Annotated in this window: 19 protein-coding genes; 12 read left to right on the top strand and 7 right to left on the bottom strand. The window is 67.2% G+C overall.

The features are described from left to right. Positions 1–17: 17 nt before the first annotated feature. From NMD1_RS04560 to NMD1_RS04550, 3 genes are all read left to right on the top strand, one after another. Positions 18–464: a DNA polymerase III subunit chi gene (locus NMD1_RS04560; protein ID WP_125953888.1), complete on the top strand. Its 447-nt coding sequence runs from the start codon at positions 18–20 to the stop codon at positions 462–464. Positions 465–565: 101 nt separating this feature from the next. Continuing rightward, entirely contained in the window at positions 566–988 is a 423-nt protein-coding gene (gene ndk / locus NMD1_RS04555; protein ID WP_124810034.1) for a nucleoside-diphosphate kinase, read from the top strand. A gap of 104 nt (positions 989–1,092) precedes the next feature. Beyond that, the gene (locus NMD1_RS04550; protein ID WP_124810035.1) at positions 1,093–1,332 is read left to right on the top strand and encodes a hypothetical protein; all 240 of its coding nucleotides are present in this window, start codon (positions 1,093–1,095) and stop codon (positions 1,330–1,332) included. A gap of 3 nt (positions 1,333–1,335) precedes the next feature. Here NMD1_RS04550 and cls read toward each other — a convergent pair whose 3' ends face one another. The 3 genes from cls to purM all read right to left on the bottom strand — a co-directional run bounded on the left by cls (position 1,336) and on the right by purM (position 4,897). Further along, entirely contained in the window at positions 1,336–2,784 is a 1,449-nt protein-coding gene (gene cls, locus NMD1_RS04545; RefSeq protein WP_125953887.1) for a cardiolipin synthase, read from the bottom strand. Positions 2,785–2,853: 69 nt separating this feature from the next. Further along, complete coding sequence (purN, locus tag NMD1_RS04540) at positions 2,854–3,795, bottom strand: phosphoribosylglycinamide formyltransferase (protein ID WP_125953886.1); 942 nt, start codon at positions 3,793–3,795, stop codon at positions 2,854–2,856. After that, on the bottom strand, positions 3,788–4,897 hold the full coding sequence (gene purM, locus NMD1_RS04535) for a phosphoribosylformylglycinamidine cyclo-ligase (protein WP_125953885.1): 1,110 nt from the start codon (positions 4,895–4,897) through the stop codon (positions 3,788–3,790). The genes purN and purM overlap by 8 nt, the downstream gene beginning before the upstream one ends. 136 nt (positions 4,898–5,033) lie before the next feature. Here purM and NMD1_RS04530 point away from each other — a divergent pair, with 136 nt between their 5' ends. The 5 genes from NMD1_RS04530 (at position 5,034) to NMD1_RS04510 (ending at position 8,509) form a co-directional block, all read left to right on the top strand. After that, positions 5,034–6,293 (top strand): heavy-metal-associated domain-containing protein, encoded by a 1,260-nt coding sequence (locus NMD1_RS04530; protein WP_233497356.1) that lies wholly within the window; start codon positions 5,034–5,036, stop codon positions 6,291–6,293. A 54-nt stretch (positions 6,294–6,347) separates the two neighbouring features. Further along, positions 6,348–6,980 (top strand): ATPase, encoded by a 633-nt coding sequence (locus NMD1_RS04525; protein ID WP_124810039.1) that lies wholly within the window; start codon positions 6,348–6,350, stop codon positions 6,978–6,980. Positions 6,981–7,006: 26 nt separating this feature from the next. Beyond that, the gene (gene epsC, locus NMD1_RS04520; protein ID WP_124810040.1) at positions 7,007–7,729 is read left to right on the top strand and encodes a serine O-acetyltransferase EpsC; all 723 of its coding nucleotides are present in this window, start codon (positions 7,007–7,009) and stop codon (positions 7,727–7,729) included. Positions 7,730–7,812: 83 nt separating this feature from the next. Then, entirely contained in the window at positions 7,813–8,109 is a 297-nt protein-coding gene (locus NMD1_RS04515) for a DUF2794 domain-containing protein (RefSeq protein ID WP_124810067.1), read from the top strand. Continuing rightward, positions 8,066–8,509 (top strand): hypothetical protein, encoded by a 444-nt coding sequence (locus NMD1_RS04510; protein ID WP_125953884.1) that lies wholly within the window; start codon positions 8,066–8,068, stop codon positions 8,507–8,509. The genes NMD1_RS04515 and NMD1_RS04510 overlap by 44 nt, the downstream gene beginning before the upstream one ends. Here NMD1_RS04510 and NMD1_RS04505 read toward each other — a convergent pair. After that, positions 8,463–9,074: a DUF4328 domain-containing protein gene (locus NMD1_RS04505; protein WP_125953883.1), complete on the bottom strand. Its 612-nt coding sequence runs from the start codon at positions 9,072–9,074 to the stop codon at positions 8,463–8,465. The genes NMD1_RS04510 and NMD1_RS04505 overlap by 47 nt on opposite strands. Positions 9,075–9,181: 107 nt before the next feature. Continuing rightward, positions 9,182–10,090, bottom strand: coding sequence for an SDR family NAD(P)-dependent oxidoreductase (locus NMD1_RS04500; RefSeq protein WP_124810043.1), 909 nt, complete (start codon positions 10,088–10,090; stop codon positions 9,182–9,184). A 294-nt stretch (positions 10,091–10,384) separates the two neighbouring features. Between NMD1_RS04500 and NMD1_RS04495 the strand changes: the two genes are divergently transcribed. Then, complete coding sequence (locus NMD1_RS04495) at positions 10,385–11,842, top strand: porin (protein WP_125953882.1); 1,458 nt, start codon at positions 10,385–10,387, stop codon at positions 11,840–11,842. Positions 11,843–11,996: 154 nt separating this feature from the next. Here NMD1_RS04495 and NMD1_RS04490 read toward each other — a convergent pair whose 3' ends face one another. Together NMD1_RS04490 and NMD1_RS04485 are read right to left on the bottom strand one after the other, a co-directional pair. Further along, complete coding sequence (locus tag NMD1_RS04490) at positions 11,997–13,097, bottom strand: branched-chain amino acid aminotransferase (protein WP_125953881.1); 1,101 nt, start codon at positions 13,095–13,097, stop codon at positions 11,997–11,999. Between the two features lie 435 nt (positions 13,098–13,532). Continuing rightward, positions 13,533–14,129 carry a hypothetical protein gene (locus NMD1_RS04485; RefSeq protein ID WP_125953880.1) on the bottom strand — a complete coding sequence of 199 codons (597 nt, stop codon included), beginning with the start codon at positions 14,127–14,129 and terminating at the stop codon, positions 13,533–13,535. A 25-nt stretch (positions 14,130–14,154) separates the two neighbouring features. On the opposite strand from NMD1_RS04485, the gene NMD1_RS04480 reads away from it, so the two are divergent. The 3 genes from NMD1_RS04480 (at position 14,155) to NMD1_RS04470 (ending at position 15,935) form a co-directional block, all read left to right on the top strand. Next, positions 14,155–14,946 (top strand): TlyA family RNA methyltransferase, encoded by a 792-nt coding sequence (locus NMD1_RS04480; RefSeq protein WP_125953879.1) that lies wholly within the window; start codon positions 14,155–14,157, stop codon positions 14,944–14,946. A gap of 112 nt (positions 14,947–15,058) precedes the next feature. Continuing rightward, complete coding sequence (locus NMD1_RS04475; protein ID WP_125953878.1) at positions 15,059–15,619, top strand: TspO/MBR family protein; 561 nt, start codon at positions 15,059–15,061, stop codon at positions 15,617–15,619. A gap of 67 nt (positions 15,620–15,686) precedes the next feature. Continuing rightward, positions 15,687–15,935: an accessory factor UbiK family protein gene (locus NMD1_RS04470; RefSeq protein WP_124810049.1), complete on the top strand. Its 249-nt coding sequence runs from the start codon at positions 15,687–15,689 to the stop codon at positions 15,933–15,935. Positions 15,936–16,040 lie beyond the last annotated feature (105 nt).

The raw sequence follows: 16,040 nt of genomic DNA, 5'->3' as shown, positions 1-16,040 counted from the left end.
AGCTGAAAAGGATTTCCGTGCGCGTCGACTTCTACCAGTTGAGTCGCGATCCCGCCGAAGGCGTGCTGCCGCTGATCGCGCGCAACACGCTGGGGGCGGGCGCCCGGCTGCTGGTGGTGTCACAGGACGAGGCGCAGCTCGGCCGCATCGGCGAGGCGCTGTGGACGCGCCTGCCTGACAGCTTTCTTGCGCACGGACGGGCGGGCGGCGCGCACGACAGCCGCCAGCCCATTCTTCTGTCCGACACGGTGAACCCCGCCAACGGCGCGCGCTTCCTGGCGCTGGCGGATGGCCTGTGGCGCGATGCGGCGGAAGGCGCGGAGGATTTCGAGCGCGTGTTCCTGCTGTTCCCGCCCGATCGCATCCATAGCGCGCGCGATTGCTGGCGAATGCTGGGCCAGCGCGAAGGCGTGGATCGGCGCTATTGGCGGCAGGAAGGCGGCAAGTGGCGCGAAGGGCCGTAGCAGCCCGACCGCGCTCCCCGATTTTTGCGCGTCTTGCGGCGCAGCACAATCCCGGCTAGGGGCGCGCGCAACAAATCCCCAATTTCGCGAAGGAACATTCCATGGCGGTTACCCGCACGTTTTCGATCATCAAGCCCGACGCCACCCGTCGCAACCTGACGGGCGCCGTCACGGCGAAGCTCGAGGAAGCGGGCCTGCGCGTCGTTGCCTCCAAGCGCATCCACATGAGCCGCGAACAGGCCGAAGGCTTCTACGCAGTGCACAAGGAACGCCCCTTCTTCGGCGAACTCGTTGAATTCATGATCTCCGGTCCGGTCGTGGTGCAGGTGCTCGAAGGCGAAGACGCCGTGAAGCGCAACCGCGACATCATGGGCGCCACCAACCCCAAGGACGCCGCCGAAGGCACGATCCGCAAGCTCTTTGCCGAATCGATCGAAGCCAACTCGGTCCACGGTTCGGATTCCGAAGAGAACGCCGCGATCGAGATCGCGTTCTTCTTCAAGCCGGAAGAAATCGTCGGCTAATCGTTCGCACCGAACGGAAAGCATGAAGGGCCGGGGCAAGCGCTCCGGCCCTTTTGCTTTGCCTGCCGCTGCCGACCAGCTATGTCTGGCGCGGGAGACAGGCGATGCATGGCATGGGTTCGGGCGATTGCCCTTTCGAGTTCAATTTCGACGCCGCGACGTTCAAGGTCGGCGATACCGTCAGCTACCGCGTCAACGGCAGTTTCGAAGGCATGCCTTTCGTGGGCACCCTGCTGGAAGTGCATGACGATCACGTGGTGATCGCGGGCGACGCCAACGATCCCTCCTGCCGCTATCGCGGCACGCGCGAAAGCCGGCCGCAGGTCGATTACGCCGAAATCTGACTCTCAGAGCAGCGGGCTCATCATCGCGGCAAGGTTCTGCCACAGGCGGCGGGGCAGGCTGTATCCGGCCACGATTGCGGCGGTGATGGGCACGGACTGCGCGATCCAGTGGTCCTGCGTGGCCCGGATCGCGCTCGTCAGCGCCGGATCGAGAAACAGGATGTTGTTCTCGTAGTTCAGCTCGAAGCTGCGGCGGTCGAGATTGGCCGAACCGATCATCGTCACCTGCCCGTCGACGGCCATGGTCTTGGCGTGGAGCAGGCCGGGCCGGTATTCGTGGATCTTTACCCCGGCTTCCAGCAGCGCATGGTAATAGCTGCGGCAGGCGGCCGCGACGAAGCGGCTGTCGTTGCGCGCGGGCACGATCAGCACCGTGTCCACGCCTCGCCGCGCAGTGGACAGCAGCGCGTAGAGCAGTTGTTCGTCTGGCACGAAATAGGGCGTGCTGATCACCAGTTCGCGCCGCGCGGAATGGATGAGTTCGGCGAAGCAGGCGGTCATCGCCGCATACGTCAGCGTGGGGCCGGTGCCGATGACCTGCGCGATTATGTCGCCCGGCCGTTCGTCCGTCTCCTCGCAAGCGTCGATCAGCAACGGTGATACGTCGTCCCCGCCTTCGGCCATCCAGTCGGACGCGAACAGGAACTGGCATTGCCGCGTTACCGGTCCTTCCCAGCGGGTCATGATGTCCACCCACGGCGCGAAGCGGGGCTTGATGCGGAATTCGGGGTCGGCGGCGTTCTGGCTGCCGCACCAGGCGATGCGGTTGTCTATCACCAGCACCTTGCGGTGGTTGCGCAGGTCCACGCGGCCGCGCAGCATCGTCCACAGTACATTGCCCACCGGCAGCGCGGGCAGGGCTTCCACGCCCGCCTCACGCATCATCCGCCACAGCGGCGACGATGTCATCAGGCGCGATCCCAGCGCATCGGCCAGCACGCGCACGCGCACCCCGCGCCGGGCGGCGCGGGCCATGGTTTCGGCCAGCCGCGTGCCGTTGTTGTCGGGCAACCAGATGTAGAAGCACAGGTGGACCGTGTCCCGTGCCGCCTCGATGTCCGCGATCATGCCGTCGATCGCGGCATTGCTGTCGGTGAACAGGCGGGCGGCGTTGCCACCGCCCGGCTCCAGCGCGTTCACCGTGCTCGCCAGCGCGAACGGCGCGGCATAGGGGCTCTGGCTCACCTGGCAATGCGCGGCCATGTCGCCGGGCGGGCGGGGCAGCGCGGCATCGATCTCCGCGCCGCGCCGCCGCCGGTCGCGGCTGAGCAGCGTTTCACCCAGCAGCAGGTAGCCCAGCACGCCGACGACCGGGAACATGAGGATGACCACCAGCCAGGCGACGCGCGATTCGGGTTCGCGGTGCGGCCGCAGCATGGCGCGCAACAGCGCCCATATTTCCGCCGCGACGAGAAGGAGCGCGCCGGTAACTTCAAGCTGGTAAAGCGTCATCGCCCTCTGCGTCCCACGCGCGCGGGCGCCTGTAAAGGGTCAGGCAGCGAGGAACGCGGAAAGCGCCCGTCAGAAGTCCATCATTGCGGCCAGGCGCTTGGGGGCGATGGCGGCCCAGCTTCGGCGCAGCCAGTCAGCGATGCCGTCCCAGTCGGTATCGCCCAGGTCGAGCCGGATCGCGATCCAGCCATCGCCGAAATAGGCCGGCCGGTAATAGCGCGCCGGATCGCTTTCGATCAGCTGTTCCTGTTCGTCCAGCCCGCTGATCTTGACCAGCAGCGCCGTCCGGCCGTCGCCGTGGTGGTCGATCGAGACATAGGCGAACTTCTTGCCCTTCGTTACGCCGAAGCAAGGCATGCCGTGGCTGGTGACTTCGTCCGCCTCGGGCAGAGCCATGGCGCGTTCGCGCACTTGCGCGACAAGGTAGTCCGGCGCGGTTTCGCGCGTCACGAAGTCGGCCAGCACGCGCGAATAGAGCTGGTGTTCCGCGATCAGCACGCGCGCGGCCAGGGTGTCGCCGGTATCGCCTGGCAGGATCGCCACCGGCGTCTGGCCCAGGATCGGGCCGTCGTCGAGTTCGGCGGTGACGAGATGGACCGAGCAGCCGCCGTGGCTGTCGCCCGCCTCAATCGCGCGATCGTGCGTGTGCAGGCCCTTGTATTTCGGCAGCAGCGAGGGGTGGATGTTCAGCATCCGGCCTTCCCAGCGGCCGACGAATGCGGGGGAAAGGATGCGCATGTATCCCGCCAGCGCGATGAAGCGCGCGCCGGCGCGGACGACTTCCGCTTCCATGGCCGCGTCATGGTCGGCGCGCGCGATGCCCTTGTGCGGCAGGCAGAACGTCGCCACACCTTCGGCTTCGGCCAGCTTCAGCCCCGATGCGTCCGGATTGTTCGAAAGCACGAGGACGATGCGGTACGGGCAGTTTTCCGCCCGGCTGGCATAGAGCAGCGCGGCCATGTTGGTGCCGCTGCCCGAGATGAAGACGGCGACGGGCGCGCGGTCAGCCAAGGTGCGTCGCTTCCCATGCGGCGCGCGCGGACCAGATTTCGGCGCTGCCGGTCACGGTGCAGCCCTTCTCGCCCTGCACGATTTCGCCGACGCGGAACACGGTTTCGCCCGCCGTTTCAAGCTCGGCGGTCACCGACGCGACGTCCGCCGGCGCGACGGCCAGCACCATGCCCACGCCGCAGTTGAAGGTGCGCGCCATTTCCTGCGGCTCGATGTTGCCCTGCGCCTGCAGGAACGCCATCAGGCGCGGCTGTTCCCACGCGTCGGCATCGATCCGCGCATGAAGCCCGGCGGGCAGCACGCGCGGCACGTTCTCAAGCAGGCCGCCCCCCGTGATATGCGCCAGCGCATGGACCCGGCCCGAACGAACCACGGGCAGCAGGCTTTTCACGTAGATCCGCGTCGGTTCGATCAGGTAATCGATCAGCAGGCGTTCGTTGTCGAACAGGGCCGGGCGTTCGAGTTTCCAGCCCTTGTCGGCGGCGAGGCGGCGCACCAGCGAATAGCCGTTGGAATGGACGCCCGACGAAGCCAGCCCCAGCAGCACGTCGCCTTCCGCCACGCGATCGCCGGTCAGTTGTTCGCCACGTTCCACCGCGCCCACGCAGAAGCCGGCAAGGTCGTAGTCGCCGGGGCCGTACATGCCCGGCATTTCCGCCGTTTCGCCACCGATCAGCGCGCAGCCGGCGATCTTGCAGCCTTCTGCGATGCCGGCGACGACCCGCTCCGCCACGCCGTTATCCAGCTTGCCGGTGGCGAAGTAGTCGAGGAAGAACAGCGGCTCCGCGCCCTGTACGATCAGGTCGTTCACGCACATCGCGACAAGATCGATACCGATGTGTTCGTGTCGGTCGTGGTCGATGGCCAGCTTGACCTTGGTGCCCACGCCATCGTTCCCGGCCACCAGCAGCGGGTCCTTGTAGCCGGCGGCGCGCAGGTCGAAAAAGCCACCGAATCCGCCGAGTTCCGCGTCCGCTCCGGGGCGGGCGGTGGCACGGGCCAAAGGGCCTATCGCCTTGACCAGCGCATTGCCTGCGGCGATGGAAACGCCAGCCTGTTCGTAGCTGTAGCTTTGGGGCGAAGGAGTGTTGTCGGTTGCCATGATCGCCGCCGCCTAGCGCTTTCCTGCTTGGATTTCCACTTGCCTTTCGGCAAAAGCGCCCGCGAAGAGGTCGCGAACAACAGGGTCCGGCGGCCATTCTACGGGAGTTCCCTTGGCCGTTCCGCGCGCAATGCAGATGCCGAAGTTGAGCCGGAAGGCCTGGATCGCCGCGGGAATCGGCGGTGCGTCGGCGCTTGCGCTGGTTTTTGCCGGCCCCGCGCTGCTTGCGCAGATCGAGGGCGATCGCGGCATCGCGCCGATCGCCAGCAACGGCGATTTCGAGGTTGGCGGCATCGAGGTGAACGTCTCGGGCGACAATGCCGAGGACGCGCGCATGAAGGGCTGGCGCGAAGCGCAGCGCAAGGGCTGGGAAAAGTTGTGGGAACACAACCATCTGGGCAGCGGCGGCGCACCGGCGCTGGATGACGGCACGATCGATTCGCTGGTGTCGGCGGTGGTGGTCGAAAAGGAGGAAATCGGCCCGCACCGCTATATCGCGCGGCTGGGCCTGATCTTCGATCGCGCCCGGACGTCGCAATATCTTGGCTTGCAGGGCGCGCACGCCAAGTCCGCGCCGATGCTGGTGATTCCCGTACTCTATCAGGGCGGTGCGGGTTCGGTGTTCGAAACGCGCACGCCCTGGCAGAAGGCCTGGGCCGATTTCCGCACCGGCGAAAGCGTGATCGACTATGTGCGCCCCAACGGTGGCGGCGCCGATTCGCTGCTGCTCACGGCCGGGCAGGTTTCGCGCCGCAGCCGCAACTGGTGGCGGCTGATCCTCGATGAATTTGGCGCGGCGGATGTGGTCGTACCGATCGCGCGGCTGGAACGGCAATGGCCGGGCGGGCCGATTCGCGGCACCTTTACCGCGCGCTATGGCCCGGATAACCGCTTCCTGGGCAGCTTTCAGCTGACCGCCGAGAGCGAGGACAAGCTGCCGGCGATGCTGGCGGATGCGGTGCGCCGGATCGATGGCATCTATGCGGGCGCGCTGGCCAACGGCCAGTTGACCCCTGACCCCACGATCAACATGGCCACCAAGATCGATCCCAAGCTGATCGAGCAGGCGCTGGGCCAGCTCGGTCCGGCGCCCGCCGCCGGTCCGGCCGCAGGACCCGATGGCATCCCCGCGGCCGCAGCATCGACCACAGCGGCGCCCGCCACGACCTTCATCGTGCAATTCGCCACGCCCGATGGCGCGGCGGTGGATTCGGGGCTGGCCGGCGTTCGCGCGGCAGTGGGGGTGCAGGGCGTGGCGACGACCAGCATCGCGATCGGCGGCACTTCGGTGATGCGCGTGACGTTTGCCGGCGATCTTGAAGCGCTGGCGGCGGCTTTGCGCGCGCAGGGCTGGAAAGTCACGCAGGGCGCCAATGCGCTTTCTATCCGCAAGTAACCGGCGATCCGTATATGACCGGCGGGCGCGCGCGCGTTCCGGTCGATGAATCGCATGTCGCAGATCGCCTTGCCGCTGGTGACCGCCGTGGGGGCGGAGACGATTGCCATCGGGCCGTCGCTGCAGCCGGTGATCGATGGCTTGCGCGCCGCGCCGGACTGGCCGTTCCGTACCGCGATCCTGTCCGGGCCGCCGCGTTCGGGCAAGAGCCTGCTGGCGCGCTGGTTTGCCGAAAGCGGGGTGGGGGACGTGGTGGACGATGCCGACAGCCTGCCGCAGGACGAGCTGTTCCACCGCTGGAACCGCGCCCAGGCGGAAGGCCGGCCGCTGCTGATCGTCAGCAACGCCGCCCCGGGCGAATGGAAGGTGACCCTGCCCGATCTCGCTTCCCGGCTGGGCGCGGCGCTGCCGCTGGAAATCGGCGCGCCGGATGATGCCCTGCTGGAGGCCTTGATCGAAGCGCACGCGGCGCGGCGCGGGCTGGTGCTGGGCGATGGCGCGCTGGCCTATCTGCTGCCACGCATCGAGCGGACCCATGCGGCGGCGGAACGGCTTGTCGAAACAATCGACAGGCTGAGCCTTGAGCGCAAGGCATCCGTCACCATATCGCTGCTGCGCGATGCGCTCGCCGTTTCAGGGGGCGAGGGCGGCGAGCGCACGGGCCGGCAACCGCCGCGCTTGCCTTGAGCCGTGAAAAGAGGGAGAATCGGCCCATGTTCGCGAAACTGATCGACTATCTGGATTCGATCCAGGCGCGCGATCCCGCGCCGCGTTCGCGTTGGGAAATCCTGCTCTATCCCGGACTGTGGGCGGTGGCGCTGCACCGCGTGGCGCACTGGCTGTTCCAGGGGAAGCTCTATTTCCTGGCCCGCGCGGTGAATCACTTTTCCCGCTTCATGACCGGAATCGACATCCATCCCGGCGCGAAGATCGGCCGGCACCTGTTTATCGACCACGGCTTTACCGTGATTGGGGAAACGGCCGAGATCGGCGACAACGTCACGATCTACCAGTGCGTGACGCTGGGCGGCACCAACCCCGCCAACGGCGTGCCCGGCAAGCGCCACCCCACGTTGCAGGACAACGCGATCATCGGATCGGGCGCGCAGATTCTCGGCCCGATCACGGTGGGCCAGCGCGCCCGCGTGGGGGCCAACGCGGTGGTGACCGAGGATGTGCCCGAAGGCGCCACGATGATCGGCCTCAAGGCCCGCTCCACGCTGGTCCCGGTCGAAACCTGGCTCAAGGACTTCATCCCCTATGGCACGCCCTGCAAGGAGCCGTGCGAGCCGGCGGGTGGCACCCGGGTCGATGAACTGGAGGCGGAAGTCGCCGCGCTCAAGGCGCAGGTGGCCGCGCTCGTGGCGGCTCAGCTCGAAACCGCCGATGGTGACGGAACCGCGCCGTCGCCCACGCGGCGGAGGTCGCGGACCTGAGCGGGCCGGGCGGAGCGGACGCGTCGGGCGGGGCTCCCGCCGGCACGGTCATTCCCTTTCCCCATGCACGCGCCGTGCCGCAGGTGGCGTTCGCGCGTGACGAACTCATGCGGATTCTCGATCTCTACGGGCGCATGGTCGCGGCTGGCATCTGGCGGGACTATGCGATGGATTTCGGGCGCGATGCAGCCAGCTTCTCGGCCTTTCGGCGCACTGCCGAGCGGCCCAGCGCCCGGATCGAGAAATGCCCGGCCTTGCGGACCCGGCAGGGTATGTGGGCGCTTTATGGCGAGGCGGGACAAGTGCTCAAGCGCGGGCATGAATTGGCCGGCGTTCTTGTCCCGCTCGAACGCAAGCTGCTCAAGGTGGTGGACGATTAGGAGAAACGGCTGCGCACGCGCCGGCCTGCTGCTGTCGCTCCTGCTGCTTTCCGCCTGTTCCGACGCGGCGCCCGCACGCAAGCGCCAGAACCGCGCCGAAGCGCAGAACGGTCCGCTGATCCGCGTGCTGTTCCGTTCCGACCACTGGCTGCTGCTGGTGCCCTACCGCGCGAAAGACACGCCGCAAGCGCGGCTGGCACCCGATTGCCTGGAGCCGCTGGTGATCGATGCCACCAGCGGCGTTGCGCACCCTGTCGGCCGGGCGGAGGCACTGGCGCGGGTCCGGTCCATGCAAATGATCGGGGCCGAGCGGGGCGATTGCGCGCCTGCGCCCGCGCCGGTCCGGGGGCCGGTCAGGCAAACACCGCCGCTGTCTCCCGCGCCTGCTGCGCTTCGGTGATCTCGCCCACGATGCGATAGAGGAACCACGCGGACCCGGCGAGGCTGGCGGTTGCGCCGAAGCCGAGCACGGTGGCGACGGCATGGTTCACGTCTTCCAGGCGCTGGGCCAGGGTGGCGAGGATATTGCCGCCGATCCAGCATCCCCACCACAGGCGTAGCAACGCCTGGCCATTGCTTGCCGCTTCCGATGACGCCCCAAGGCTGGCGTCCCAGATTTCCTGCATGGCCTGGAACGGTTTGAACAGATTGGCCACCGGCACCAGATACCACGCCCAGGCGCCGCTGGGGCCATAGGTCAGCGTGGCGCCCGTCTGGCGCAGGTTGTCGTTGGCGCGATAGAGCCACATCGATGTGGTGACCGCACTGGCGACAAGGCACCCGAACTGGGCCAGACCCGCCGCGATCGCGATGCGGGCGGCCATCGGGTCGGTGGCGGCCTGATCGAGCAGGCCCAGGGCGGTGATGACGGAGAGCGCCAGATCGGCCACCACGAACAGCAGCAGCACGATGGAAAGGGCCTTGGCGCGGCCGGCCAGTATCCGCCTGCCATCCTCGATTGTCATCGCGCTCTCCCGGTTCGCTGCGGAATCCTAGCGCGCCGGTCGGGAAAGTCAGCCGCAATCATCGCTATTGTGGTGTCATGATTGCGGCTGGCCATTCTTCCTGCCGATCAGCCTTTCATCGCGGCCTGCAATTGGCCGATGATGACCTGGCTCTGTTCCGATCCCGATGCCGGCACGAAATCGCCGGTGCGGTCGGAAATGCGGTCCCACGCCGCGGCGAAGCCTTCCACGGTGCGTTCCGCGGGCGGCAGGACCACGCCCTTGTTCATCGTGACCCATGCCGAATGGTAGGCGCCCGCGCCCGCGCCGACGATGGCGTTGCTGGGGGCGTCTTCCGAAACGAGGAACAGCGCTGCCGGGACGACGTTCTCCGGGCCGAACAGCTTGAAGGCTTCCTCGGGCAGGATGTCCTCGGTCATGCGCGTTGCCGCGACGGGGGCAAGCGTGTTGACCTTCACGTTGTATTTCGCGCCTTCGAGGTACAGCGTCTTGGTAAGTCCGGCGAGGCCGAGCTTGGCCGCGCCATAGTTCGCCTGCCCGAAGTTGCCGAACAGCCCGGTGGACGAAGCGGTCATCAGGATGCGGCCGTAGTTCTGTTCGCGCATCAGATCCCAGCACGCCTTGGTGGCGAAGGCGGAGCCGATCAGGTGGACCTTCACCACCAGTTCGAAATCGGCGGGCTCCATCTTGGTGAAGCTCTTGTCGCGCAGGATGCCGGCGTTGTTGATCAGGACGTGGACGCCGCCCCACTTTTCCTTGGCGCGTGCGACCATCTCGGCCATCTGCTCGTATTCGGTCACCGACCCGCCGTTGGCGATGGCTTCGCCGCCGCCGGCAAGAATTTCCTCGACGACCTTCTGCGCCGCGTCCGAAGCCCCGGTGCCGTCGCGCGATCCACCCAGATCGTTGACCACGACTTTGGCGCCGCGCCGTCCCAGTTCGAGCGCATAGGCGCGGCCCAGCCCACCGCCGGCGCCGGTAACGATAGCGACCCGGTCCTTGAACGAAATCGACATGCCTGTTCTCTCCAGCTGCGTTTCAGCCGCGCGCCCTAATCGCGCGGTTAAGCGATGGCGCGGGATGCCATGGCCGGGGCCGGGGTGCAACACCGCGCTTTTTCCGGGCGCGCGCGTATGACCGAAGTTTGGTCAATTGAACGTCAAAAAAGTGTAACACAAGCGTCATAATGCCCCTGCCAGGGAAGGGGCACCGCATTTCGCATCGCCTGCTTCGGGGACAATCGCGGGGCGTGCCCCGCAGCCGGATTCGCGTGCCGCAACGGCACAGGGTTTCGGCGGAAGGGGCGACTGATGAAGGGACGCGGCGCGTCAGCGCTGATCATAGCGGCCATGGTTGCGCTGCCTCCGGCAGCCGCGCGGGCGCAGAGCGTGCAGGAACTGCAGCGCCAGATCGATGAACTGAAAGCGGCCGTGCAAACGCTGACGGCGGCGCTCGCCGCGACGAAGGCGGCACCGGCGGGCGCGGCGAGCGGACAGGTGGCGGCTTCCGCAGCACCAGAACCCACACCCGCACCGGCGCCCGTGGCGCTTGCATCGGCGGCGCCAGCACCTGCCACGCCCTTGCCGGTCGCTTCGTCCGGCACTCCCCCGCGTGCGAAAGCGTGGTACGAACGCATCCAGATGCGCGGCTATACCCAGTTGCGCTTCAACAGCATCATCTCCGGCGATGCCACCGCCCCGGGAAACCGTTCGCGCCTGCGCTCCGTTTCGGACAGCGGGCTGAACGATGCCGGCAATTTTTCGCTCCGGCGGGTGCGGCTCGTCTTCCAGGGCGACCTGACCGACCGGATCTCGTTCTATCTCCAGCACGATTTCGCCACCGCCGTCGCCAACCAGTCGGTCGGCGAACGGCGCGAGACGTTCGGACAATTGCGCGATGCCTATGTCGATGTCGCGCTGGACCGGGCCAAGCGCTTCAAGCTGCGCTTCGGGCAATCGAAAGTGCCCTATGGCTGGGAAAACCTGCAATCGTCGTCCAACCGGCTCCCGCTCGACCGTTCCGATGCCATCAACAGCGCGGTTCCGGGCGAGCGCGATCTGGGCGTGATCGCGTTCTATACGCCGGCGCGCGTGCAGCGGATCTGGGACGATCTGGGCAGGAAGGGGCAGAAGCTGTTCGGCAGCTATGGTGCGTTTTCGCTGGGTGCGTTCAACGGGCAGGGGATTGCCCGGTCCGAACAGAACAAGACGCTGATGCTCACCGCCATAGGCACATGGCCGTTCCGGCTCGACGGACTGGGCGATGCGTTCGAAGGGCAGGTGCTGGAACTGGGCGCGTCGCTGATGCGCAACAAGGTGCAGCCCGATATCCGCACCGGCGGGGTGAGCCCGGTGGCGTTCGATGACAACCGCGTGGGCCTGCACGCCATCCTCTATCCCCAGCCGTTCGGGATTCAGGCTGAATGGAACTGGGGGCGCGGGCCGGAATTCGATGTCGCGGCGCAGGCCATCCGCGCGAAGAAGCTGGACGGCGGCTATGTGCAGACGATGTACCGGGTCGAGGAATCCCCGATCGGACCGTTCATGCCCTATGCGCGCTGGCAGCGGTATCGCGGCGGCTACAAGGCGGCGATCAACGCGCCGCGCCTGGAAACCGACGAGGTGGAACTGGGCGTGGAATGGCAGCCGATCAAGGCGATCGAGCTGACGCTGGCCTATGCTCGGATGAAGCGCAACGAAGCCGATGAACGCCGCCTCGGCCGGGCCGAGGGCAGCGTCATCCGTAGCCAGTTGCAGTGGAACTACTAGAGTATGACTTGCCTTTGACCCGCTTCGTCATTGCGAGCGTAGCGAAGCAATCCAGAGCCGCGCCATGTAACTCTGGATTGCCGCGGGGCTACGCCCCTCGCAATGACGATGCGGGACGATGGACATCCGGCTCCAGATCGCCCTCCGGTGCCGGTCAGGCGATCCGCTTGACCCAGCCGTGCGTGTCCGGCGCGTCGCCGCGCTGGATCGCCACCAGCTTCTGGCGCAGCTTCTGCGTGAGCTGGCCCGGGCCGCCCGATCCGATCGTGAATGCGCCATCGTGGCTGGAAACGCGGCCGACCGGGGTAACCACCGCCGCCGTGCCGCAGGCGAAGGTTTCGACGAGCCTGCCCGAAGCGGCGTCGGCCTTCCACTGGTCCAGGCTGTAGCGTCCTTCGCGCACGGTGAGGCCTTCTTCCTGCGCCAGCCGGATCAGGCTTTCGCGGGTGATGCCGGGCAGGATCGTGCCGGTCAGTTCGGGCGTGAGGATCGAACCGTCATCGAACACGAAGAACAGGTTCATGCCGCCCAGTTCCTCCACCCACTTGCGCTCGACCGCATCGAGGAACAGCACCTGGTCATGGCCGCGTTCGAAGGCTTCGGCGGTGGGGACGAGGCTGGCGGCGTAGTTGCCACCGCACTTGGCCGCGCCGGTGCCGCCCGGTGCGGCGCGCGTAAAGTCGCTCACCCAGATCGACACAGCCGGCGCGCCCGACTTGAAGTAGTTGCCGGCTGGCGAGGCGATCACCAGGAACTTGTACTGCTTCGACGGGCGCACGCCGAGGAAGGCTTCCGATGCGAACATGAACGGGCGCAGGTACAGCGACCCGCCCTCCACGGTCGGGAACCAGTCCCGGTCGGCCAGCACCATTTCCTTCACCGCCTGCACGAACAGCGCTTCGGGCAGTTCGGGCATCGCCAGCCGGCGGGCGGAAGCGTTGAAGCGCGCCGCGTTGGCTTCCGGGCGGAACAGGGCGATGCCGCCATCGGCGAGGCGATAGGCCTTCAGCCCCTCGAAGATTTCCTGGGCATAGTGCAGCACCGCAGCGGCCGGGTCGATCGGGATCGGGCCATAGGGAATGACGGAGGCGTTATGCCAGCCGCGTTCCTCGTCCCAGTCGATCGATACCATGTGATCGGAAAAGACCTTGCCGAAGCCCGGATCGGCCAGCACCGCCGCGCGCGCATCCGCCGCCAGCGGGGCGGGGTGGGGCAGGTGGGCGAAGGTCATTTCGGATTCGGCGAGCGTCGCCATGGCAGTCAGTCCTTCCGCAGGAATCGGCAAGGAAAGCGCCGTGAACTATTATTACGCGAAACGCAAGCAGTTTGTAATAAATGTGAAGGGCCGCCCCGGTAACCCGGAAGCAGCCCTTCGCATGGTCAGCGGCCGGAAGTGCCGCCCACGAAGCCTTTATCGCTTAATCGAAACTCAGCGATAATGCCTCGCGCGGGACTGTACCGACCTCTCTGCTGAACCATGAGACATCGGATCACCTCCTTTCGCGCTGTTGAGCCAAAGATCGCCGCCTTGCGAGCGGCTGGACCGGGAGCGTCTGAGGCCCTCCGGCCTTGACCAGAATGTGAGTCATTCGGGCGCGAACAACAAGACTTGCATTCAACTTTTTTGGCGTCAGTATCGAGACTTCGCGTGTGCAAAATGGCGCGTCGGAAAGCCCGGTCGCAAGGCCCGCTAGCCCCGGCAATCCTCGATCACGCGGCCCACTTCCGACCACGCCGGCAGATAGAGCGTGGGAAGGCCGTTCACCTCCACCGCGAAGCGGCCCCGGCTGAACGCCATGGCGTCCAGCAGACGGTCTCCCGCAGGCAGAACGACCTCAAGTGTCTGCGCGCGCGAAGGGGCTGCGCTGAGCGGGCGTGTCTGCGTACTGGTGGTGATCGACATCGGCAGCGGCCCCGGCGCCGCGCCGGCCCGCGCGATCGTCACCGTGCGGGCCGCGCGGTCGCAGCGCAGGCTGAGCAGTGCTGTGGCGCTCGGCGGATTGGAAAACTGCGCGACGCCGCCGTTTGGCGTTGCGTGATAGAACCACGATCCCACCGTCTGCGGGGCATCGCGCCAGTCGCGAAAGGCGGGCGGCGGCGCTGTTGTCTGCGTAGCTGGGGGTGCCGGCGCCACCCGTGGGGTGGGCTGTGGCGCCGGGGGCGGCGCCGGTGCGGCGACGCAGCCGGCAAGCGCCAGCGTAGCCGCCAGCACGGCCAGGGCGGAATTGGCCGGGGCGGAAATCGCGACGCGGGGGCGACGGTGTCGCGCGCTGTGGTTGATCTTCATGCCCGTTGTATGAAAGGAACGGGAGGTGACCTCAACCCCGCCTCCTTCCGCTTCGGTGAAGCCCACCCGACCTGCCAAGCCGGCCGCGAAGGTCCGCGTGGACCAGTTGCTGGTCGAACGCGGGCTGGTCGAAAGCCGCGCGCGGGCGCAGGCGCTGATCCTGGCGGGGCTGGTCTATGCCGGCGAGGCGAAGATCGCCAAGGCCGGGCAAACGGTGCCCGCGGACGTCGCGCTCGACGTGCGCGGGCGCGACCACCCGTGGGTTTCGCGCGGCGGAATCAAGCTGGCCCACGCGATCGCGCATTTCGCGCTGGACCCGCGCGGCGTGACCGCGATGGACATCGGCAGTTCCACCGGCGGTTTCACCGACGTTCTGCTCCAGAATGGGGCCGATCACGTTTTCGCGGTCGATTCGGGCACCAACCAGCTGGCGTGGAAGCTGCGGCAGGACCCTCGCGTCACCGTGCTGGAACAGACCAGCGCCCGCGTGCTCACGCCTGCGCACATCGACAGGTCGGCGAACTGGGTGGTGTGCGACGCCAGCTTCATCGCGCTGCGCAAGGTGCTGGAGGTGCCGCTGGCGCTGGCCGCGCGGCCGACGCGGCTGGTCGCCCTGATCAAGCCGCAGTTCGAGGTCGGCCGGGCGGAAGTGGGCAAGGGCGGCGTGGTGCGCGATCCGGCGCTGCACGCGCGCGTCTGTGCCGAGGTCCGGGTCTGGCTTGAGGGCGAGGGCTGGGAGGTGGATGGGATCGTGGAAAGCCCGATCACCGGCCCGGAGGGCAATGTGGAATTCCTGATCGCGGCTTTTCGCGCCTGAACCGCGCATTGTGCGCGTTTGTGACATTGCGCGGCCGGCATCGGCCCGCCAATATCCCGGGCGAATCACGAAGGGCGCCGGCTTCTCCGGACTCTGCCCGCAGTAAGGTGCCATGAGATACCTCGCTTCGCCCGCACAGCTTCGGGCCAGCCTGTTGCGCTGGTCGCTTTTCACGGTTCCGCTCGTCCTCGCGCTGGGCTTCCTTTCGGGAAGAAGCGCGGGTAGCGGGCCTGACAACCCCTGGTTCGCGACGCTGACCAAGCCCGGCCTCTATCCGCCGCCCGCCACGTTCGGGATCGTGTGGACGGTGCTTTACGTGCTGATGGGCGTTGCGCTGGCCATGGTGCTTTCGGCGCGGGGCGCGCGGGGGCGGGGGCTGGCGGTGGCCGCGTTCGTCGTGCAACTCGCGCTCAACCTGGCGTGGAGCCCCGTGTTCTTCGGCCTGCACCGGATCGCGCTCGCGCTGGGGATCATCGGGGCGCTGGCGCTGGCGCTGGCGGTTACCATCGCGCTGTTCTGGCGCGTGCGTCCGCTGGCGGCGGGGCTGCTGCTCCCTTATCTCGCGTGGGTCTGCTTTGCATCGCTGCTCAACTGGCAGCTGCTGACGCTCAATCCGCATGCCGACGGGGCTGCACCTGCGGGGGCGACGGTGCGGGTGCAACTCGGGCACTGATCGCACCTTGCGGCCGGCGGTAATCGGCCCCATCTAGGCGGCATCACCAGTTTCAGGACAGATTGCCATGCAAAGCGAAAACCCGCTGATCGCCGATTTCGTCAAGCTGATGAACAGCGCTGCCGGAACGCTTGCCGGCGTGGGCCGCGAAGCGGGCGAGACCGCGCGCGAGAAGGTGCGCGAGGTGTTCGGTGGCCTCGATTTCGTCAGCCGTGAGGAATTCGACGCGGTGAAGGACATGGCCGCCGCCGCGCGCGAGGAAGTGGAAACGCTCAAGGCACGGCTCGCCGCGCTGGAAGGCGCGAAAACGGATTGATCGGGCAGGTCGGCCGGCGCGCGCGATCAGGTTGAAGCGAGATTGCGGGCGACGTCCGCGTCGCAGTCCAGCCGCCACAGCAAGCCTTCCTGCGCATAGTCCAGC

It is taken from the genome of Novosphingobium sp. MD-1, assembly GCF_001014975.1.
Classification (GTDB): domain Bacteria; phylum Pseudomonadota; class Alphaproteobacteria; order Sphingomonadales; family Sphingomonadaceae; genus Novosphingobium.
This window is presented reverse-complemented; position numbering and strand designations above follow the sequence as displayed.